Source organism: Xanthomonas sp. 4461, from assembly GCF_024806475.1.
In the GTDB taxonomy this organism is placed as follows: domain Bacteria; phylum Pseudomonadota; class Gammaproteobacteria; order Xanthomonadales; family Xanthomonadaceae; genus Xanthomonas; species Xanthomonas arboricola_F.
The window spans coordinates 224,029-243,460 of sequence record NZ_JANTYV010000003.1 but is presented as its reverse complement, the minus strand read 5'-3'; the positions used below and the strand labels follow the sequence as shown (position 1 = coordinate 243,460).

The 19,432-nt window shown below is 67.0% G+C and carries 16 protein-coding genes; 9 read left to right on the top strand and 7 right to left on the bottom strand.

The genetic code is table 11. From position 1 onward, the window contains the following. Positions 1 to 195: 195 nt before the first annotated feature. Positions 196 to 435 (top strand): hypothetical protein, encoded by a 240-nt coding sequence (locus FHY19_RS13345; RefSeq protein ID WP_259166595.1) that lies wholly within the window; start codon positions 196 to 198, stop codon positions 433 to 435. A gap of 493 nt (positions 436 to 928) precedes the next feature. Here FHY19_RS13345 and FHY19_RS13340 read toward each other — a convergent pair whose 3' ends face one another. Together FHY19_RS13340 and FHY19_RS13335 are read right to left on the bottom strand one after the other, a co-directional pair. Next, positions 929 to 2,539, bottom strand: coding sequence for a M56 family metallopeptidase (locus FHY19_RS13340; RefSeq protein ID WP_259166594.1), 1,611 nt, complete (start codon positions 2,537 to 2,539; stop codon positions 929 to 931). A 3-nt stretch (positions 2,540 to 2,542) separates the two neighbouring features. Next, positions 2,543 to 2,932 (bottom strand): BlaI/MecI/CopY family transcriptional regulator, encoded by a 390-nt coding sequence (locus FHY19_RS13335; RefSeq protein WP_064509858.1) that lies wholly within the window; start codon positions 2,930 to 2,932, stop codon positions 2,543 to 2,545. Between the two features lie 517 nt (positions 2,933 to 3,449). On the opposite strand from FHY19_RS13335, the gene FHY19_RS13330 reads away from it, so the two are divergent. Both FHY19_RS13330 and FHY19_RS13325 read left to right on the top strand, forming a co-directional pair. After that, entirely contained in the window at positions 3,450 to 4,607 is a 1,158-nt protein-coding gene (locus FHY19_RS13330) for a hypothetical protein (protein WP_259166593.1), read from the top strand. Continuing rightward, complete coding sequence (locus tag FHY19_RS13325; protein WP_259166592.1) at positions 4,604 to 10,126, top strand: AAA domain-containing protein; 5,523 nt, start codon at positions 4,604 to 4,606, stop codon at positions 10,124 to 10,126. The genes FHY19_RS13330 and FHY19_RS13325 overlap by 4 nt, the downstream gene beginning before the upstream one ends. A 277-nt stretch (positions 10,127 to 10,403) precedes the next feature. On the opposite strand, the gene FHY19_RS13320 is transcribed toward FHY19_RS13325, so the two are convergent. Beyond that, positions 10,404 to 11,438: a nucleotidyltransferase family protein gene (locus FHY19_RS13320; protein ID WP_259166591.1), complete on the bottom strand. Its 1,035-nt coding sequence runs from the start codon at positions 11,436 to 11,438 to the stop codon at positions 10,404 to 10,406. Positions 11,439 to 11,930: 492 nt separating this feature from the next. On the opposite strand from FHY19_RS13320, the gene FHY19_RS13315 reads away from it, so the two are divergent. Genes FHY19_RS13315 through FHY19_RS13300 form a run of 4 tightly spaced genes read left to right on the top strand, consistent with a single transcriptional unit; the run spans position 11,931 to position 14,179 of the window. Continuing rightward, positions 11,931 to 12,470: a tail fiber protein gene (locus FHY19_RS13315; protein ID WP_259159121.1), complete on the top strand. Its 540-nt coding sequence runs from the start codon at positions 11,931 to 11,933 to the stop codon at positions 12,468 to 12,470. A gap of 24 nt (positions 12,471 to 12,494) precedes the next feature. Next, on the top strand, positions 12,495 to 13,046 hold the full coding sequence (locus FHY19_RS13310) for a tail fiber protein (RefSeq protein ID WP_259166590.1): 552 nt from the start codon (positions 12,495 to 12,497) through the stop codon (positions 13,044 to 13,046). A gap of 24 nt (positions 13,047 to 13,070) precedes the next feature. Beyond that, the gene (locus FHY19_RS13305; protein ID WP_259166589.1) at positions 13,071 to 13,658 is read left to right on the top strand and encodes a tail fiber protein; all 588 of its coding nucleotides are present in this window, start codon (positions 13,071 to 13,073) and stop codon (positions 13,656 to 13,658) included. Between the two features lie 44 nt (positions 13,659 to 13,702). Then, complete coding sequence (locus tag FHY19_RS13300) at positions 13,703 to 14,179, top strand: GNAT family N-acetyltransferase (protein ID WP_259166587.1); 477 nt, start codon at positions 13,703 to 13,705, stop codon at positions 14,177 to 14,179. On the opposite strand, the gene FHY19_RS13295 is transcribed toward FHY19_RS13300, so the two are convergent. The 4 genes from FHY19_RS13295 to FHY19_RS13280 all read right to left on the bottom strand — a co-directional run bounded on the left by FHY19_RS13295 (position 14,180) and on the right by FHY19_RS13280 (position 17,050). Continuing rightward, on the bottom strand, positions 14,180 to 15,001 hold the full coding sequence (locus tag FHY19_RS13295; RefSeq protein WP_259166585.1) for a sulfotransferase domain-containing protein: 822 nt from the start codon (positions 14,999 to 15,001) through the stop codon (positions 14,180 to 14,182). Beyond that, positions 14,998 to 15,951, bottom strand: coding sequence for a hypothetical protein (locus tag FHY19_RS13290; protein WP_259166584.1), 954 nt, complete (start codon positions 15,949 to 15,951; stop codon positions 14,998 to 15,000). The genes FHY19_RS13295 and FHY19_RS13290 overlap by 4 nt, the downstream gene beginning before the upstream one ends. Continuing rightward, entirely contained in the window at positions 15,948 to 16,229 is a 282-nt protein-coding gene (locus FHY19_RS13285; protein ID WP_259166583.1) for a PqqD family protein, read from the bottom strand. The genes FHY19_RS13290 and FHY19_RS13285 overlap by 4 nt, the downstream gene beginning before the upstream one ends. Positions 16,230 to 16,309: 80 nt before the next feature. Further along, on the bottom strand, positions 16,310 to 17,050 hold the full coding sequence (locus tag FHY19_RS13280) for a class I SAM-dependent methyltransferase (protein WP_259166582.1): 741 nt from the start codon (positions 17,048 to 17,050) through the stop codon (positions 16,310 to 16,312). Between the two features lie 183 nt (positions 17,051 to 17,233). Here FHY19_RS13280 and FHY19_RS13275 point away from each other — a divergent pair, with 183 nt between their 5' ends. Next, positions 17,234 to 17,389, top strand: a complete 156-nt coding sequence (locus tag FHY19_RS13275; protein ID WP_259159107.1) for a hypothetical protein — start codon at positions 17,234 to 17,236, stop codon at positions 17,387 to 17,389. 41 nt (positions 17,390 to 17,430) lie between these two features. Next, complete coding sequence (locus FHY19_RS13270) at positions 17,431 to 19,356, top strand: asparagine synthase-related protein (protein WP_259166581.1); 1,926 nt, start codon at positions 17,431 to 17,433, stop codon at positions 19,354 to 19,356. The last annotated feature ends 76 nt before the right edge of the window (positions 19,357 to 19,432 follow it).

Sequence of the window (19,432 nt, the reverse complement as noted above, 5' to 3'; positions counted from 1 at the left end):
CAGGCGCGGACGGTACCGGTGCTGCGACGGAAGTGGCAGAGGCCGATGGCGGCGAAGGAGCGACCAGCGCAGCACCGGGCGCAAATGCCGGAGCTGCACGTGGCGCAGGTGGCGCAGCGGGATGCGCCGGCGCGGGCGGCGCGGGCGGCGCGGGCAGTAGCGGCATCGCGGCTGCGTTGGCTTCCAGTGCCGGTAATGTTGTTCTGGATGGTCCTGTTGTTGCTGTTGTTGCTGTTGTTGCTGTTGTTGCTGTTGTTGCTGTTGTTGCTGTTGTTGCTGTTGTTGCTGTTGTTGCTGTTGTTGCTGTTGGCGCTGTTGGTGCTGTTGGTGCTGTTGGTGCTGTTGGTGCTGTTGGTGCTGCCATCAGCATGGGCGCAGCGAGCGCGCCGAGGGCAAGCAGCAAGGCACTGCGCAGGCGCCGTGGTGGGAACGTGATCTGATGCATGTGCGATCTCCTTGGGGACTTGGGTGCCGCCGGCCGGTCGCGGCCAGGCGGATGGGGAACAGCGAACACACGGCCACGGCGTTGCCGACGCTGGTTGCGTCGACACGTGCTGAGTCGATGAGCGGGCGCGTGGCCTGACCCGCCCGAGTGGGTACGGCGCCAGGTGGTGTGCGCGATCACTGCAGTGGTCGCGATAGATGGAACGGTCGATCGGGTGGAGCGGTGACGCAACGCCTGCACTGTCAGTGGACGATCCAGCGGCTGCCGGCGCTGTCAGGCCCGGCGACAGGCTGCGGTGCTGACACGCCGGTCGCCGCAGGCGCAGGACAATCGGCGATCGGCGATCACCAGCGCCATGCCTGCCAGCCACGGCGCCGCCCACCTGACGACTGCAGGCCTTGCCTCACGCTTGGGTGGTGCTCGACGCGTTGATCCATCTGGCGCGCACTGCCAGGGCAATGCGCGCCGTGGTGATGCAGGTCTCTAGTTGTCTTCGTCCGTGCCCGCAGCCGAAGGTTGGGCACGCGCGGCGTTGAGGCGGTCCTGGCGTGCAGCTTCCTTGTCCATTTCGGCCTGATGGCGGCTCAACTCGGCGGCCTGACGCGCGGCGGCGACATAGGCGTACTGCGCGTTGCGTTGTTGCAGCGCCACCTCACGGATCTGCTGCGCCGCTTCGCGCACCTGCTGCTGGGCGTCCTGCTTGGCCTGCTCCAACTCTGGTCCCAGCGAGTCCAGTTGCTCGCGTGCCTGCGCCAATGCGTCCTGCGCCGCCTGCAGCTCGTCCTGCCGCATCTGTGCATGCAGGTCGCTCGCGTCGATGGCCTGCTGTGCGGCGGCGCGCGCTTCCACCTCGGCAGCCTTCGCGCTGCGGGTGGCCTCGTCGATGGCGTCGCGTACGCGTTGCTGTGCGTCGGCGTCCCAGCCGGTGGCATCCATTTGCCAGCTGTCTTGCGCGTCCGGCGCATCCAGCACACCCGCCAGCACGCCGTTTGCCGGTGCCGCAGGGGCGGCCGGCATGGCCGGTGCGGCGGGCGCTGCCTGCACGTGCAGTTGCTCGGCGCCATCGGCACGACGCATGCCGTGCGACATTGCCGGCGCTGCGCTGGCCGTGACCACGATCGGCTGCAGCGCGGGCGACGGCAGCGGCGCGGGCATGGCGACCAGGCGCAGCGGTGCCACCCCCAGGACCGCCACGGCGACCAGCGCGCGCGCGCGCCACCCCGGCGTGGCGTTGGTGTTCTGCAACATGATCAGGCGGCGCTTGAGGCTCAGAAAACTTGGCGATGCGCTGGACACCCCGGCCACCGGCGCTGCGGACACCCCAAGGCTGACCAGCAGGCGGCCATAGTCGTGACGGCAACGCACGTGGCCGGCGACCACCGCCGCATCGCAGGCCGCTTCGCGGGCGATGGCGTATTCGCGCGCAGCCAGATGCAGCAGCGGATGGAAGAAGAACAGGTGCTGCGCCAGTGCCGGCAACAGTCCCCACAGCAGATCCTGCCGACGCAGATGCACCAGCTCGTGGGTCAGCGCCATGTCCAGCTCATCGTCGCTGATGCTGGCCAGGCGGCGGGACGGCAGCAGCAGCACCGGCCGCCACAGGCCGATGAGTTGCGGCGAATCGATCTGTGCGCTCAGGCGCAACGGCGGCGCATGGCGCAGGCCGTGCGCATCGGCGGCCAGTTGCAGGGCCGCCAGCAGCGCCTGGTCGGTGCACGGCTCGGTGGCCTGCACCTGGCGGCGGCTGATGCGCCACGCCACGGCGCTACGCGCCAGCATCACCACCACACCGGCCAACCAGGCCGCCACCACCCAGCGGACCCACAGCGATGGCGAGGCACTCGGCAGGGCCGTCACCGTCGCCCCAACCGCCTGCGCCACCGGCGCGGCAGCCGGCAATACCGCCAGCTCGACCGGCGCCACGAACAGGCCCAGTACCGCCTGCAGCCCTACCATCCACCACAGCCAGCATTGCGTGGACGCCGGCAGGCGCGGCATGGCCTTGCACAGCAGCCACACCACTGCCACCAGCACCGCCGATTGCAGGCTGGTCATCGCCAGCCGCTGCACCACCACTTCGAACAGGCTCTGCATGACTCAGCTCTCCTTGCGCTGCGATTGCAGCTTGGCGACCAATGCTTCGAGTTCGGCCAGTTCGGTATCGCTGACCTCGTCGGCGCGCTGCGACATCCACGCCACGAACGGCGATACCGAGCCCTGCAGCGTCTTTTCCACGAATTGCCCCACTGCACCGCGCACCACGTCGTCCTGCCCGGCGGTGGCGCTGTAGCGGTACATGCCATCGACCTGCTTGCGCCGCAGGAAGCCCTTGGCGCGCAGCCGCTCCATCATGGTCAGCACCGTCGAGCGGGCCAGCCCGCGCGGCTCACCGAACGCGGCCGCCACTTCGCCCACGCTGGCGTGGCGCTGTTCTTCGATGTATTGCAGCAGGGCCAGCTCCTGGTCCCCGATGGTCTTCGCGCTCATGTGGTGCCCCATGACTACAGATGTCGCTACCGTAGGCCTGACTACAGCTGTCGTCAATAGGTCGGATGGCAGGGGGTCGGATGTCCGGCATGGGGCCGCGTGTCGCTGTACAGGCACGCTCGGTCGGCCAGGTCGACGAGCCTGCCGGTTCCGCTTCGCAATGCCGTGCGCGCCGCTCGCTCCGGGCACGCGCGGTGCCGAGCGCGTTTGAAGAGGGAGACGATGCAGAGGGCCGGCGTCGGGGGCAAAGGGCCACTGCATCGAATGAGCGCGCCATCGTCGATGCCGTGTTCGCGCCATGGCCACCGGCGGCTCGGCCAACCACACGCGCCCCTGGATGTCTGGCGTCTGCAGCGGTGTTGGCGTGGGCGCTGCGGCGGTTTGCTCACGCTTGCATCGACGATGGTTGGGAGGAGGTTGCAACCCAGCCTCCCCCACTGCGGTAGATTCCGTAACATTTGAGGTATGACCAACGGAGCTGTGGCGGATGGACCTTGAGACGACGAGCAGAGCATTGATGCCCTTGCCGTATCAGCGTGACGTGGTCGACTACCTGAAGCAGCACGAGCCTGAGGTCTGGGCGTGGGCCGGGTCGCAACAGGTCCGCGATGCGCATCTGGCACAGGTCCGCACCCATCTGCTGCGCGACACGTATCGGCTCGAACCCGAAGCGCATCCGGAGGTGCATGCGGCGCTGACGCTGGCCATGCAGCGGCTGGGGATCAGTGCAGCCGCCACGCTGTATCAGTCCGGCGGTCAGGCGATGAACGCGGCGCTGGTCTATGTGCCAGGCGAAGTGCATATCGTGCTCGAAGGTCCGGTGCTTGAACGCCTGTCTGCGCACGAGCAACTGGCGCTGTTCGGTCATGAACTGGCCCATTACCTGCTGTGGTCGCTGGAGGGCGGGGCGTTCCTGTGCGCCGAGCGCATCCTGCAAGATGCGCTCGGCGCCCATGGGGCCAGCGATAGCCACCGGCAAACCGCACGGAGTTATGGCCTGCATACCGAACTGTTCGCCGATCGCGGTGCGGCGCTCGCAGCCGATGCGTTGGCACCTGCGATCAGCACGCTGGTCAAGGTGCAGACCGGCATCGGCAATCCGGACCCGGCGGCGTACCTGCGCCAGGCCACCGAGCTGGAGGGTGCGCTGGAGGACATCAGCGCCGGCACCACCCATCCAGAGACCTTCGTCCGTGCACGGGCGCTGGAGTTGTGGTGGCAGGACGATGCGATGCTGGACGCGTGGACCGATAGCAAGCTGCGCGGCGTCCTGCGTCTGGCCACGCTGGATCTGCCACGACAGGTCCAGCTGCAGACGATGACGCGCGCGTTCGTCAACTGGTTCCTGGAGAGTGCGCAGCTGCGCAGCGACGCGGTGGCCACCCAGGTGCGCATGCTGTTTGCCGACTGGGTGGCCGACGAGCCGGTCGCGCCGCCCGACCAGTTCGAAAGCCTGCAGGCCGCCGACGACGTGCGTGGGTATTTCAACGCGCTGATGCTGGACCTGGCACTGGTCGATTCCGAGCTGCGCGAGTTGGCCCTGCAACGCGCCATGGTGGTGGCGCGGGTGCTGGACAGCGAAGCGCAACTGCTGGCGCAGCTCAAACGCGACGCCGGGATGGGCAAGCGCGAGATCGACAGGCTGCGCAAGCAGGTCTGGGAAGTGCAGGCATGAGCGCATCGGACACGCCGGCGGTGCCGGGCGGCAGCTTCGCAACGGTGATCCAGGCGCAGGCTGGTGCCGCGTTTTCCACCGACGATGTGGTGTTGATGGTGCTGCCCCTGTTCCAGCAGGTGGCCGACCTGCATGCGCACGGCAAGGTCGCCGCACTGGACACACGCAGCATCTTGCTGGGTCAGGAAGGTGGGCTGCAGCTGGCGCAACCACAGGGCCAGGCGCCGGTGATGGACATCGGCGCCATCCACCGGGTGCAGCCGCATCCGGCCTCGGCCCTGAACATCGTCGGCGAGCTGCGGCGCTCGCACGACGCGAACGGCATGGAAGACCTCGCGTTGATGGAGGTGCAGGACGACCTTGCCGCCCCGATCGAGCGCCCGGTGTACCTGCCGGCGTTTGCCAGCTGGGAGTTGCAGCTGGGGCATCACGACGAAATCACCGACGTGTTCCGGCTGGGCCTGGTGCTTGCGGCGTTGGCCTGCGGGCTGGATCTGGGCGACGTGGATGACGTGCGCAGCTTCGCCGCACATCGGCGCAATCTCTTCGTGATCGCCGAGCGGCTGCACCCGGTGGTGGCTGCGGTGATCGTGGAGATGACCGCGCTCAACCGGCATGAGCGCGCCACCGACGTGGCCAGCCTGGCCACGCGTCTGCGCACCTGGCGCGACCAGCCCGAGGTACTGGATGTGCAGCGTGCGCTGGCCGGTGCCAGCGGCGCAGTGCCGCGACGTACGGCGGTGCTGTCGCATCTACGCGATCGCTTGTTCGACCTGTCGCGCCGCAATCGGCTGCTCTACTTCAAGCCAACCGCCAGCAGCGTCAACCTGACCGTGTCGAGCGTGCCGTTGATGCTGCAGGTGGAGAGTATCCAGCCCGACCACATCTGCACCTGGAGCGGGCCGTTCGCCAACGATCTGGTCAGCGGGCGCGCGGTCGATCTGCAACGCTGGCTACGGTTCGACGACCAGCCCTATCTGCCGGTGGCCTTGGACAAGCTGATCCAGGACACGCGCCGCGACCGCGCCGAGTACGGTTTCGGCACGCTGCGGCTGGTGGCGGCCTTCCTGCGTTGGCATAACCTCAAGGAAGACCCTGAGGAACGGATCGTGACGCCCCTGCTCTGGCTGCCGGTGGAGCTGACCAGGCGCAAGGGCGTGCGCGACCGCTATGTGCTGCAGGCCGAAGACGACGAGGCCGAGTTCAATCCGGTCCTGCGCCACCAGTTGCGCCAGCTCTACGACATCCGCTTGCCGGAAAAGGTGGATCTGCAGAAGACCTCGTTGGCCGAGATCCACGCCGACCTGCTGGCGCAGATCCGTCGCAGCGAACCGTCGGTGGAACTGCGCCTGGTCGACAAGCCGCAGATCCGTCTGGTGCGGCAGAAGGCGCTGCAGCGCCTGCAGCAGTTTCAGCGCCGGCGTTCGCTGGCGCGCACGGCCGCCACGACGGGCGGGCTGCCCGACTACAGCTACGCGCCCGACAACTACCGCCCGTTGGGCCGCGCGCTGTACGAACAGCGGGTGGTGCCCAGCCCGCTGCCACAGCGGTTCGAGGCCGGTGCCGCGCCGGTGGCAGGGCCGCGTCACGCACGCATGGCCGCCCCGGTCGAGGAGGTCGCCGACCGCGTGGGCTACGCACTGGGCGAGTCCGAAGGCCATCGCTACGCCTGGGACCTGGATCTGACCCAGGTCAGCCTGGCGAACTTCAACTACAAGAAGATGTCGCTGGTGCGCGACTACGCGCAGTTGATCGACGCCCCCGACGCCAATCCGGCCTTCGACCGGGTGTTCTCGATCGAGCCACGCGCTGCCGACCCCGCAGCCGCCGCGCCGCTGCCGACGCGCGCGCAATGGAACGTGGTGGATGCCGATGCGACCCAGAACGCTGCCGTCGCGCTGGCGCGTACCCGGCACAGCTTCATCATCCAGGGCCCGCCGGGCACCGGTAAATCGCAGACCATCACCAACCTGATCGCCGACTACGCCGGCGAGGGCAAGCGCGTGCTGTTCGTCTGCGAGAAGCGTGCGGCGCTGGATGTGGTGTTCCATCGCCTCAAGCAGAGCGGACTGGATCCGCTGTGCTGCCTGATCCACGATTCCCAGACCGACAAGAAGGCTTTCATCGCCGAGCTGGGCGAAGGCTACGCGCGCTGGATCGCCCAGGCGCATGGCCGCGAGGCGCTGATGGCCCAACGCGACCGGCTGGTGGCGCTGATCGATGGCAGCCAGCAACGCATCGATGTCTTCGAGCAGGCCATGAGCCGGATACCGGAGGCGATCGGCACCACCGCACGTCAGCTGGTGCGGCAGCTGATTGAGCTACCGGCCGCGCCCGCGCTGGATGGCCAGGCCTGGGAACGGCTACCGGATCTGGCCGTGTGGGAGCGTCATCGCGCGTTGGCCGCACGCATCCATGCGCAGATGCAAACACGCTTTGGCGTGCAGGGCCTGGCCGAGCATCCCTTGGGTCGACTGCACGCCGACGTGCTGGCCGATCCGCGTGCGCATGCACGGATAACCCAGCTGCTGGACGACAGCGAGGCACTGCTGGCGCAGCTGGACCCGCTGCTGGAAAGTGGCTCCAGCCTGCTCGACGCGGACATGTCGCTGGCCCAGGCACGCGCGTTCGCCGATCAGGCGCAGTGGCTGGTCACCCAGGGCCTGGCCGCACATCTGGACCTGCTCGACGACGACTCGCCGGCTGCGAGCGACTTGCGGACCCTGCGTGCGGCGCTCGACCAGAAGACCGCCGTGCTGAACACCGCGCAGCAGGCCACCGCACACTGGCGGGACCGGCTCGACCCGGCCGATGCCCGGGCGGCGCTGGCGCTGCTGGAGCAACTGGAAGGCTCCGTGCTGCGTTGGGTGAAGCCGGCATGGTGGCGGCTGCGTGGCGAGCTCGTTCGTCGCTACGATTTCGGCCGCCATGCCGTGCACCCTGGTTACACGGCGGTGCTGCGCGCGCTGGTGGCCGAGCAGACCGCGGCTGCCGCGGTCCAGACCGAGCAGGCCGCCGGGCAGGCCCGCTACGGTGTGGCGCGGCTGCAGGACCTGATCGATGCAGTGGCCCAGTTATGTGAACGTCTGGGCGCCTCAGCCGCGACCCGCACGCTGGTGGCGCATCTGCGCGCGGCCATCGCACCGCTTGCCCTCGCCCGTGCCGACGCCGACGCGCGCGGCCCGCTGGAGCGGCTGGCCAGCCGCATCGAGGAGCACCTGGAGCTTCCGCGCGAAGCCAGTCTTGAGAGTATTTCCGAATATCTGCGCGACCTGCGCGAATGCCTGGACGAGCTGGCCGACCTGTTGCCGCTGCTGCGCAGCGTGCATGCCGCGGATGCGGGCAGCGCCTTTGTGATGCGCAATGTCGCTGCAGCGCCTGCAGGCATGGACGCAATCGTCGCGCATGCGGCCTGGCGGCGGCTGGAAGCCGCCACACCGGCGCTGGCAGGGTTCGACGGGGCCATGCTGGCCCGCGCGGCGGCCACGGTGGCCCAGGGCCAGGCGCGCCTGCTGGCGCTGAATTCGCAGGTGATCCAGGCGACCCAGCACCAGCGCTTTGCCGAACACGTGCGGCAGTCGTCGCTGTCTGCCAGCCAGCTCGACCAGGACGGCAAGGCGTTCAAGAAGCTCTATGCCACCGGCCGCCGCGAGCTGGAGCATGAATTTGCCAAGAGCATGCGTCACCGCTCCATCCGTGACCTGTCCGATGACGAGACCGGCATGGTGATCAACGACCTCAAGCCGATCTGGCTGATGAGCCCACTGTCGGTCTCGGACACGCTTCCACTGTCGCCGGACCTGTTCGACGTGGTGATTTTCGACGAGGCCAGCCAGATCCCCACCGAGGAAGCCGTCCCGGCGCTGAGCCGCGCGCGCCAGATCGTGGTGGTCGGCGACGAGATGCAGTTGCCGCCGACCAGCTTCTTCTCGAGCGCCGGCGATGGCACCGACGCATTGGTGGTCGAAGACGACGGCGAGCGCATCGCCATCAATCTCGATGCCGACAGCCTGCTCAATCAGGCCGCCCGCAATCTGCCGGCTACCCTGCTGGCGTGGCATTACCGCAGTCGCCACGAGGCGTTGATCAGTTTTTCCAACGCGGCGTTCTACGACGGCCGGCTGGTGACCATTCCGGACCGACGGATCGAACCTGCCGACGAACAACCGGCCACGCTGCGCTCGGATCGGCCCGATGCCGGCATTGCCGGTGCCGATGCGGTGCTGGCGCGTGCGGTGAGCTTCCATCGCCTGGACGATGGCGTGTACATCGGCCGGCGCAACGCGGCCGAGGCACGCTACATCGCCCTGACGGTCCGCGAGCTACTGCGCCGGGAGACCGGCCTGAGCATGGGTATCGTCGCCTTCTCCGAGGCGCAGCAGGGCGAGATCGAAAGCGCACTGGAGATCCTGGCCGCCGAGGATGCGGACTTTGCGCTGCGCCTGGACCGCGAGTACGTGCGCGAGGACGATGATCAGTTCAACGGACTGTTCGTCAAGAACCTGGAGAACGTGCAGGGCGACGAGCGCGACGTGATCCTGCTCAGCATCTGCTACGCGCCTGGACCGGACGGCCGCATGCTGATGAACTTCGGCCCGATCAACCAGCGCGGCGGCGAGAAGCGGTTGAACGTGATCTTCAGCCGCGCACGTCATCGCATGGCAGTGGTGTCCAGCATCCAGGCCGAAGCGATCACCAACGTGCACAACGACGGCGCCGCCGCGCTGCAGGCGTTCTTGCGCTTTGCCCAGGCCAGCGCCATCGGCGACCATGGCCGCGCCCAGCACGTCCTGGGCACACTCAATGCCGGTGCGCGCGAGGCCTTCGTGCGGCCGGCCAGCGCCGATGCGGTACGCAGCGCGCTCGCCCGTGCATTGCGCGAGCGTGGCCACCTGGTGCACGAGTGCGTCGGGCGCTCCCAGTTCCGCTGCGACCTGGCCATCGTCGACCGCAGCACCGGCGACTACCGGCTGGCGATCCTGCTCGATGCACCCGACCAGGCCGTCGCCGACACGCGCGAGCGTTACGTGTTTCGCCCCGGCGTGCTGCGGCGCTTTGGCTGGAACGTCATCGATGTACCGGGACGTGATTGGTTGCGCGCGCCCGATGGCGTGCTGCTACGGATCGAAACGGCGCTGGCTGGCGAGAACATCGAGGAAGACGCCGAGCTGGATCTGGCCCTGGATGACATGCTGCAGGCATCGCTGCCGATCGCCCCGACCGACAGCCCGGCGCCCCTGCCGACGCCGACGCAACCGGCGACGTCGGCGCCATCGCAGCCCCCGATGGCCGATGCGCTGCGCAGCCTGCGTTTCGAGCAAGGCAGCTCCCGCAAGTTCTGGCGCGTGGCGCGTAACGGTACGGAGCTGAGCGTGTCCTTCGGCCGGATCGGCACCACCGGCCAGACGACACTCAAAGCCTTCGATACCGTCGAACGCGCGACCCGCGAGATGGACAAACTGACGGCTGAAAAGCTGCGTAAGGGCTATGTGGAGGATGCAGATCCGCCGGCATCTTGATGGCCAGCAGGATGGCCGCCAACGCTATGTGACGCTGCGCGCTCGGCGAATGCTGAGGGCGGTACCGCAACCTGTGGACGTTGCTCGCCGCATGCGGCAGCGACGGGCACGCATCCGCCCGCACTTGCCCGAAGCGCTGCAAATTCGTCCCACCATGCTGCCGATTTGTATCGAGGATGCTCGTCTGCCCTGGGGCAGCTTCCGGACACCGCACGTAACGATTGCCGTTGTTCAATGCCGCACACCAGGCCGCTGGAGCCGTGTTGAAACCGGCGCGCTAGGTCTGCAGGTGCCTGCGTTTGAGCAGATGCTGCCTGGCCAACCGGATGATGCGCACGCCCACGTAGGCCCAATGCAATGCGCCGGGCAACGGCACGGCCTGGCGATCCATGTCGGTCGGAGCGAGCAGGATGGGTAGCAGTTGCACACGGCCGCGCCAGGTCGATTGCAGCGATAGCAAGTGTCTGACGTAAGCAAACAATCCCAGCCGTACCGCCAGATCCGCACCGCGGTCGGATCCGAGCGCATCCATGCACGGCAGCAGCGCGGCGGCGGCCGGCCGGGCCTTTTGCAGCAACGCAGGCTGCCGCTGTAGCGCGGCCGGTAGAGCGACACCCAGGCTCGCTTCTGCCAGCAACGCACTCAGCGCCAGCTGTCGTTCCACGCCAAGCCGACGTGCCAACGCGAGGACCGCATCCCAGTCCACTTGCGCGCTGCGCAGCGCCTGCGCCATGTCCACCAGCCAGAATGCGCGGTGCCAGTGGTGCTTGGTGCCGTGGAAGGCGGCATAGACCACGGCCGCTGTCGGCGACAGCGTGGGTACCTGCGTCCCGGCCACCACGACAGTGCTGAGATGATCGCGCCAGACCTGTTGACTGAGCGGAAACTGGCGCTCGTGGTTAGCCAGCCGCAGATGCAGTTCCAGCACCACGCCGGTCGCGTGGTGGTGCAATGGCAAGGCATGGTTGTGGCGGCAGTACTCCACCGGATCGAGCGCGGCCTCCGGTTGCAGTGCGTAGCCCAGGACGCTCAGCGCAGAGAGCGCATCTTGGGTGGCATGCGGCTCGATCAGCAGATCGATATCGCATGCCTCGCGGCGGTGCAGTTGACCGAAGTGCGCCGCATATCCCAGACCCTTGAGCAGGCAGCAGCGGATGCCCGCCTGCTGCAGCGCCGCGACCATCTCACGGATGGCAGCAGTCTGTTGCAGCGACTGCAGCAGCATGCGCTGCTGCCGCCGCCGCAACCGATCGCGCACTGCAACAGAAACATTCGACGTCAGGGTGTCGGCAGCAGGCAAGGCCAACGCCATTCGGTGCTGTGCAAGCGCGCGTTCGAACGCGACCGCATCTGACGGTGCGGCCGGCAGTGGCCGTCCTGCAGCCGCACCCTCGTGGTGTCGCCACAGCGAAAGCACGTAGCCGAATGCGGGGGACCACGCCGCACAAGCGCTCTCGACCGTCACGGCGCAATGCGCCTCAACGTGCGGCCGCATGAGAATCGCAAGTGGTGAACGTGCTCACCTTAGCGCGTCTGCGGCATGTGCTACGTTCGCTGTCAGGGGTCATTTCTGCATCTGCAGATTGCGGGGAAACTGAGTCAAGTCCTGATCCGTCCACATCGTCGTGTGCCTGACAAGCGGCTTTTTCGGCGTGCCGCCAAAGACGTCCTGTGGCGCACGTCTGCACATTAATAGCATAGCGTTCGCGGCGCCGGCCGTTGCGCAGGTGCCCCATCCGCAGTGTCACGCATCTCGTATGCGTGACGTGCGTCGTCGTGGTTTTCACATCAAAGGAGTGCACGGATGACAGATGCATATGTTGGCGAAATTCGCTTGTTTCCGTTTGATTGGACCCCGCGGGGATGGCTACCTTGCGACGGCCGTTCTCTGCCGATCCAGAGCAACCAGGCGCTGGCGTCGCTGCTCGGTGCCCAGTACGGCGGCGACGGCAGGACCAACTTCAATCTGCCGGACCTGCGCGGCCGCGCCCCGGTCAGCCAGGGCATTAATCCATCGACCACGCCGACAGTGACCTATGCCGTCGGCAATTACGGCGGTCTGGAAGGTGTGGCACTGACCGCCGCGCAGATTCCTCCGCATACCCATAGCGTGAATGCGGTCAATGCACCAGCGACCACTGCCGCGGTCGTGACTGCCTCCAACTTACTGCTCGCCCAGACCCCCGCACCGCACACCCTGTATGCGCAAAGCGGATCACTGGTGGGGCTGGCCGCCGATTCGGTAAGCCAAGAGGGTGCAGGCGCCGCGCACAACAACATGCAGCCGTCGCTGGTGCTGAATTTCTGCATCTGCACGATGGGCCTCTATCCGCAGCACCCCTGACGCGGCGACAAAAGGAACAACATCATGGACGCTTATACCGGTCAGATCATTGTGTTCGCCGGCAACTACCAGCCCGAGAATTGGGCATTTTGCGACGGACGCCAGTTATTGATCAACGATTACCAGGCGCTCTACGCGCTGATCGGCACTACGTATGGCGGCGATGCCAGAACCACGTTCAATCTGCCTGATTTGCGCGGCCGGCTGGCGGTCGGCCAGGGTCAGGGCGTGGCGCGTGCACCCGCACCGCAATTGACCGCACGGGTGCTGGCACAGCAGTTGGGCACCGAGACGGTGTCCTTGCAACTGCCGGAAATGCCCGCGCACCGGCATACCTTGCAGGCACTCAACACACCAGCCACCGCATTGACGCCGGCCAACCAGTTGCCCGCCATTGCGCAGAACGGCGACGCGTCGTATTTCACGCCGCCCAGCGGAAGCGCGCCCGCGGTCAACACCTTGGCGACCAACGCGGTGAGCCCCAGCGGCGCCGGTCAGGCGCATGACAACCGCATGGCGACACAGACGCTGAACTACCTGATCTGCCTGAACGGATTGTTCCCGGATCGGCCGTGATCGGCCATCGCAAAGGAGTTCGACATGTCCAACAGTTTCATTGGTGAAATCCGTGCGTTTCCCTACAATTTCGCGCCGGAAGGCTGGCTCGATTGCATGGGGCAGACGGTCAGCGTGCAGCAATACCAGGCGCTGTTCGGGGTCATCGGGTTCGCCTACGGCGGCGACAACCGCACAACGTTCGGCTTGCCCGATCTGCGTGGTCGGGCCGTGCTGGGTCAGGGTCAGGGGCCGGGCTTGAGCAACTATACGATCGGCCAGTTGCAGGGCGCGGACAGCATTGCGCTGGTCTCGCAGATGCAACTGCCGGCGCACACCCACACCATCACCAGCAAGTTCATGCCGCCTGGCACTGCCCCGGGTGCATCGACCAGTACACCGGGTGCCAATGCCTACCTGTCGCGATTGCTCAACCCGACCCCTTCGCCACCTGTCACCACTGCCGCGTTCGCGCCGAACTCGACCACGCCGCTCACGCAATTGGCGCCGAACGCGCTAGCGCCGTTTCCACCCACCGCGGCCCCGGCACAGGCCCACGAGAATCGCCAGCCGTTCGCGACGTTTCGCTACTGCATCTGCGCCACCGACGGCATCTTCCCGCCCCGGCCATGATGCCGCCGCAGTTCGCCTGCCCTGCGCCATTGCTGGCAGGGGGCATGACGGTGCGCCCGGAGTGCGCGATGGACCTGCCGGCGCTGCGTACGTTGTTCAGTGCGCAGCGCTGGGCAGAATTCGCGATGCTGCCGTGGGACGATGCGGCGAAACAGGTCTTGCTCGACCAGCAGTTCGACGCGCAGCAGCGCCACTACACCAGTGCTTACGCGCACCGGCAGTTCCTGGTGCTGGTGGATCGGGAGCGACTGGCAGGCCGGCTCTATCTGGGCGACAGCGCGGCCGGGGATCTCTGCGTGCTGGACATCCTGTTGTCACCGGACCATCGCAACCGTGGCGTCGGCACGGCGCTGCTGGCGGCGGTCCAGGATCAGGCCGCGACAGCAGGCCGGCGCGTGTTGCTGGAAGTCGACAAAGGCAATCCGGCGGCCGAGCTTTACCGCAGGCTGGGCTTCACGGCAGTGGGCGACACCGATACCAGCTGGCGCATGGCGTGGTCCGCGGCAGCGACACAGAGCTAGCTAGTGGTAGCCCAGCCAGGCCATTACCACACCATGGTCTGCGCGCAAGCGCGTGACCTGTGCGGCATCCAGGGCGGCATGCCAGGCACCGGCCTGGCCTTGGCGAAAGAACCGCTGCTGGCCGCGGCGACGCTCGCTGAAGCCATCGCGTTCCTCGGCAGCGCGTAGCGCGTCGAAACGGCACGCGGCGACAGCACGTGCGATCCGCGCCGGGGCGGTGGGCAGGCCGAGGAATGCGGCCAGCCGCGCCGCTTCGCGCAATGGATGTGCAAGCAAGGTTTCATAGCGCAGCAACAGATGGGGCCCCGGTGCTTCCTGCAACCACGACACCACGTGACTGGACCAGGCGCTATAGCGCTGCGGGGTCTGTGGCTGATAGCCGGCCGAGCCCCGGCTCATGAACAGGTCCGCATCGCCCATCTGCGCGATCGCGGTGTCCACGTCGACGCGCATGTGATCGGCCCACGACGGCGCGACGTCGCGCGGATCGCGCACGATATACACCGTCCCCAGGGTCGCCGCTGCCGGGAACAGCCGCCCGTCGTAACGATCGTGCACCTTGAGCAAGGTGCTGCCCTGGGCTGCGCAACATCGGTAGGCGCTGGCACGCAGGTGCTCCAGTTCTGCCGGAAGCAGATCGCCGTTATCCACTTCGACGTAGCGTTCAAGCCAGGTCCGCGAGGCGGCGTTGGGCATCGCCTGCCCAAGGTTGGCGAGATCGACACATGACGCGCCGCTCTGCAAGCTGGAGATCAGGCAACGCACCCAGGTGTTGCCCGATTTGGGATAGGACGCGAGCCAGACGATCCCCCGCCGATTCACACCAGGCCGCTTTCGATGAGTTCGGCGGTGGCGGCCAGCGCATCGAAACGGCGCGGCCGCCGTAGGCGCCAGGTCGGCACCTGGCGGGCGATCGCCGCCGCCTGCGCGAATGTGGTTGCACGCAGCCCCATGCGCGCGGCGGCCTGCGGTCGTGCCAGATTGGCGTGCAGCAGAGGCAGCGCGGCGGCGGGACTGCATCGTTGCAACTGCGGATCCGGCGCATCCTGCAGCAGCAGGATGGCGTCCAACCATGCAGGCGTGGCATCGAACCCCGCCTGCGGGCGCAGATCGAACTTATCCATGCCCAGACGCACCCGCGACAAGCCGTCGCTGGGGATATGCAGAGCATGCAGCGCGTCGTGCCACAGTTTCAGCCGCGGGAAAGCCGGCAGCACCTCGATGCTGCGCTCGTCGCAACGGAGGACGGTCAGATCGTCGCTGAGTAGACCATGGCCGCGCTTGAGCAAGGCCGCAGATAGCGTGGATTTGCCGGCACCACTATGGCCGGCGATGGCCACGGTCTTCCCGCCGACGCGCACGCACGCCGCATGCAGCGGAAACAGTCCGCGTTGCAGGGACAGATAGCCCAGCGCCGATCCCAGCAAGAACAGCCGCCACCCCTCATCGTGCGCGTTCAAACGCTGCACACGGATCGATCGGCCTGCCTGCACGTGGAGGCGGACCAGCTCGGGAATCTGCAGCAGCACCGAACCGTCGCGACCGACCTCGAACCACGACCCGGGCGGCTGGGCCGGATCGAGTCGCTCAGGCACCGGCGCCTCCTCGATGGTCACATCCACGCCATCTCTGTCGTCCGCCAGATTGGTTCCCGACCAGGGCGCGAGCTCGGGAAGTGCCAACGTGCTGCGGACCCGCCAGCCACACAGCAAATAGTCGTGCTGGATCTGCCCGGAGGCAGACACCGCTGCGCAGGAGTGGCCCTGGATCAAGTGCGGATCTCGACCGCACCGGCGCCGTGCAACGTTTCCAGCAGCGCGATGACGTCTGCTTCGATGATGGATCTGGCCGTGGCGTATTCCGCGCTGAGCCGATCGCACAGATCGCCGAGGGTGCGTGGCGAGGCAATCTGCGTCCAGACATCCTTGCCAACCGGATCCAGCGACAAGTACAGGCCGCGCTCGGTACTCATGATCACCAGTTCTTCGCCCATTTCGGCGGCAAGACACCCCGGGGCTTGTGCGATCAGAGTCGTCGGAGCGATGCGCATGACAGGGCCGATAGCGTGGGAAACCAAACCTTACCTGGGAAGCGCGGTGACTGGAAAGACGGCGCGGCTTCGACGGACACTCAATCGCGGGGAACCGCACGGCGGCGGAACACGGCCTGGTCGTCAGACTGTACCGGCAGGCGTCGGTTGTCGGGGCCGAACAGCGGCGTGTCCGCGCGCGCCGGGGTCGGCATGCTCAGTACCGGTTCGAACCAACGCGCCGCCTGGGTATCGCGTAGACGGAAATTGGCGTGGCGCAACACCAGCAACCCGCCTGGACGCAGACAACGGGCGAAGTCCTGCAGCTGCGCCTCGACGTCCCGGAACCGGATCAGGTGATCGCACCGCGCGCCGCGGTGCCGCGCAAGGTCGCCGCGGCGCAGAACCGCGAGACAGAAGATGGCGTCATAGCCCGCCTCGCCCTCTCCCGCCGTATTGCCGGCCACGGCGAACCGCAGGCCGGCATCCGGGTGCGTCCCAAGCCACTGTCGGCACAGCGCGATATGGCCGGGGTGAATATCCAGCCCGGTGATCTCGGCATCCGGGAAGTAATGGCGCAGGCTGATCACTTCTTCACCCGTCGAGCAGCCGAAGGACAATAACCGCGGTGCGCTCGTTCCGGCGAGCGCGCCCTGCACGTAGCTAAACAGGGCCGGATAGCGATCCAACGACGTGGTGCCATAGTCCTGGAACAGGGGCGCCTGCGCCGTGAGCTGCAGCCGGGCGTACCCCCTGCATTCGCGGTTGCGCGCCGCTCGATACAGCAATCGCAGGCCGGTCCGGCTCAGCAGACGATGCCAGGGCATCCGTGGCGGGCTCATGCAGGCACTCCAGGGCAAATCCGGCGTTGATCGTGTCTGCAGCGCCGCGCAAAGAAAACGCAGCCGTCGGCGGCGTGCTGGACTTGGTGACAGGTGACCGTGACGTACATGGTGATGCAGCTTATGATACGAAGCATGCATCCCCCGCAGCAGCCGCTGCGGCTCTCTGCGCGAGGACATCGTATGAACGCCAACGAATCGGCAGTTTCCGACCGGCTCACCCCGCAGCCAGGCCACAAGGTGTGGTCCACGCCAGTGGTGTCGTTCCTCTCCATCGACGAGACCGCCAACAACGCAACCACCGGCAACGATGGCCTAGGTCCGACCACCGGCTCCTGAGACCATCTGGCCCGACATCGTGCGGGCCGATCGGGAGATCGATGAGCGATTTTGCCGGTATCTGGCACCTGGATGGCCGCCCGGTCGAACCGGACGTGATCCAGCGACTGGGGAATGCGCTGGAAGCACGTGGCATTGGCCCTGCGAGAATCTGGAATGCGGGCGAGTTTGCAGTGGTGCATCGCCAGCATGTCTTCACTCCCGAAGACGATGATGAAAGGTTGCCTCGTATCGGCGCATCCGGGGCGTTACTGGTCGCCGACAGTTCGCTAGTAGCGCGTAGCGAGCTCGTGCATGCGCTGGGCTGGTCGACCTTGCCCGCGCAGCCGGACGGCGAGTTGTTGCTCGAGGCTTTGCAACGCTGGGATACGGCCGCGTTACCGCGGCTGCACGGCAGCTACGCCCTGGCACTGTATCGACCGGACCAACGTCGGCTGTTGCTGGCGCGCGATCCGGTCGGCCAGCGGTCGCTGTTCGTACACCGTGGAACACGCCTGATCGCCTTCTCGACCCGATTGCCGGCCTTGCTGACGCTGCCCGGTGTTCCCAGGGATCTGGACGAGCAGAGTTTGGCCGACCAGCTCGTGATGGACCGCAGCCGGCCGCAGCGCACGGTCTACCGCGCGATCGGCCGGGTGCCTGCCGGGCATGCCATGCAACTGACACCGGAGGCGACCTGCACCGAGCGCTGGTGGTTTCTGCCTGAGGCAGGCTCGCTGCAGTTGGGCAGCGATGCCGATGTGGAGGCCGCCGCGGCCGACGTGCTTGATCGCGCGGTCGCCGATGCCTTGCGCGCCAGCAAGCCGGCAGCGGCCTGCCTCACCGGCGGACTCGACAGCGGTTCGGTCGTGCTCTCGGCCGCGCGACAATCGGCGTCGGTCCCATTGCTCACCCTCACGCGGGTGCCGCAAGCAACCACGGCGGCGGCGAACGCCACCCACTGTTACGACGAATCTCCGCGCGCCCGTCTTCTGGCCGCCAGCCATCCGGGGATCGATTGGCACATGGTCGGCGACGATGACGGCGACTGGGGTGAGTACGACGCCGAACGCTGGTGGCAGGTCAATGGTCAACCAATGCGCTCGCCCTTGAACATGGCCTGGTTCTTTCCGCTGGACCGATTCCTGCACGCGCGCGGCGGAAATGTGTTGATCGGAGGCGAGATGGGGAACGCCTTCTTCAGTTACGACGGTCTGGTGCGTCTGCCGGAACTGCTATGCGCTCGCCAGTGGCGCACGCTGCTGACGCAGACGCGCGCGCTTGCCCGCAATCAGGGGTTGAGTTCGCGTAAAGCGCTGCAGCGGTTTGTCTTGCGCCCCTTTGCACCGATTGCGGCGCTGCGGTATTGGCACGGCTTGCCGGCCGCGCCCTGGATGCAATACGCGGCGTTGCATCCGGATTTGGCACGCAAGCTTCGCATGCACCGTCAGCTGGACCGGGATCGCTACCGGATCCGACTCGGCGGACGCCATCGCTCTGCGCATGCCCTGCGCGAATGGTTGCTCGGCCATGCAGCGGCGATGGATGGTTGGGGCACGCTGCGGGCGATCTCCGGCGTTGATTTCCGCATGCCGCTCGCCGACCGGCGCGTCATCGAGTTCTTCGGCAGCCTGCCGCTGGACCAGTTCCTGCGCGATGGTGTCACCCGCTCGTTGCCGCGACGCTTGCTGGCCGCACGTGGCGCTCCGCCGGAAATCTTCGCCAACCGGCAAGTCGGCGTGCAGCATGGCGACTGGTTCGCGCATCTCACCGCACAGCGCGCGGCCATGCAGGCGCAACTCCATGCACTACGCGATTCGGCGCTGGCACGCCGCGTGCTCGACCTGCCACGCCTGCAGGCGTTGATGGACGACTGGCCGCGCGATGCGCAGGCGGCCGAATCCAGACGCGAAACCTATCTGCAGATGCTGGTGTTCGGCTTGCAGACCGGCGGATTTCTTGCCTGGCACGAACGCGGCGGCAGCTGATCGCAGTCGTCGGACGATCGCTTGGTCATGCGCTCGGTTTGCCGTAGCCGCACCACCTCCGATCATGTCCACGCCA

Excerpts from the sequence above, each read along its gene's own strand:
- FHY19_RS13345 (WP_259166595.1), top strand. The coding sequence starts at position 196 with ATGTTGTTCTGGATGGTCCTGTTGTTGCTGTTGTTGCTGTTGTTGCTG.
- FHY19_RS13340 (WP_259166594.1), bottom strand. The coding sequence starts at position 2,539 with ATGCAGAGCCTGTTCGAAGTGGTGGTGCAGCGGCTGGCGATGACCAGC.
- FHY19_RS13335 (WP_064509858.1), bottom strand. The coding sequence starts at position 2,932 with ATGAGCGCGAAGACCATCGGGGACCAGGAGCTGGCCCTGCTGCAATAC.
- FHY19_RS13330 (WP_259166593.1), top strand. The coding sequence starts at position 3,450 with ATGCCCTTGCCGTATCAGCGTGACGTGGTCGACTACCTGAAGCAGCAC.
- FHY19_RS13325 (WP_259166592.1), top strand. The coding sequence starts at position 4,604 with ATGAGCGCATCGGACACGCCGGCGGTGCCGGGCGGCAGCTTCGCAACG.
- FHY19_RS13320 (WP_259166591.1), bottom strand. The coding sequence starts at position 11,438 with ATGGCGTTGGCCTTGCCTGCTGCCGACACCCTGACGTCGAATGTTTCT.
- FHY19_RS13315 (WP_259159121.1), top strand. The coding sequence starts at position 11,931 with ATGACAGATGCATATGTTGGCGAAATTCGCTTGTTTCCGTTTGATTGG.
- FHY19_RS13310 (WP_259166590.1), top strand. The coding sequence starts at position 12,495 with ATGGACGCTTATACCGGTCAGATCATTGTGTTCGCCGGCAACTACCAG.
- FHY19_RS13305 (WP_259166589.1), top strand. The coding sequence starts at position 13,071 with ATGTCCAACAGTTTCATTGGTGAAATCCGTGCGTTTCCCTACAATTTC.
- FHY19_RS13300 (WP_259166587.1), top strand. The coding sequence starts at position 13,703 with ATGACGGTGCGCCCGGAGTGCGCGATGGACCTGCCGGCGCTGCGTACG.
- FHY19_RS13285 (WP_259166583.1), bottom strand. The coding sequence starts at position 16,229 with ATGCGCATCGCTCCGACGACTCTGATCGCACAAGCCCCGGGGTGTCTT.
- FHY19_RS13280 (WP_259166582.1), bottom strand. The coding sequence starts at position 17,050 with ATGAGCCCGCCACGGATGCCCTGGCATCGTCTGCTGAGCCGGACCGGC.
- FHY19_RS13275 (WP_259159107.1), top strand. The coding sequence starts at position 17,234 with ATGAACGCCAACGAATCGGCAGTTTCCGACCGGCTCACCCCGCAGCCA.
- FHY19_RS13270 (WP_259166581.1), top strand. The coding sequence starts at position 17,431 with ATGAGCGATTTTGCCGGTATCTGGCACCTGGATGGCCGCCCGGTCGAA.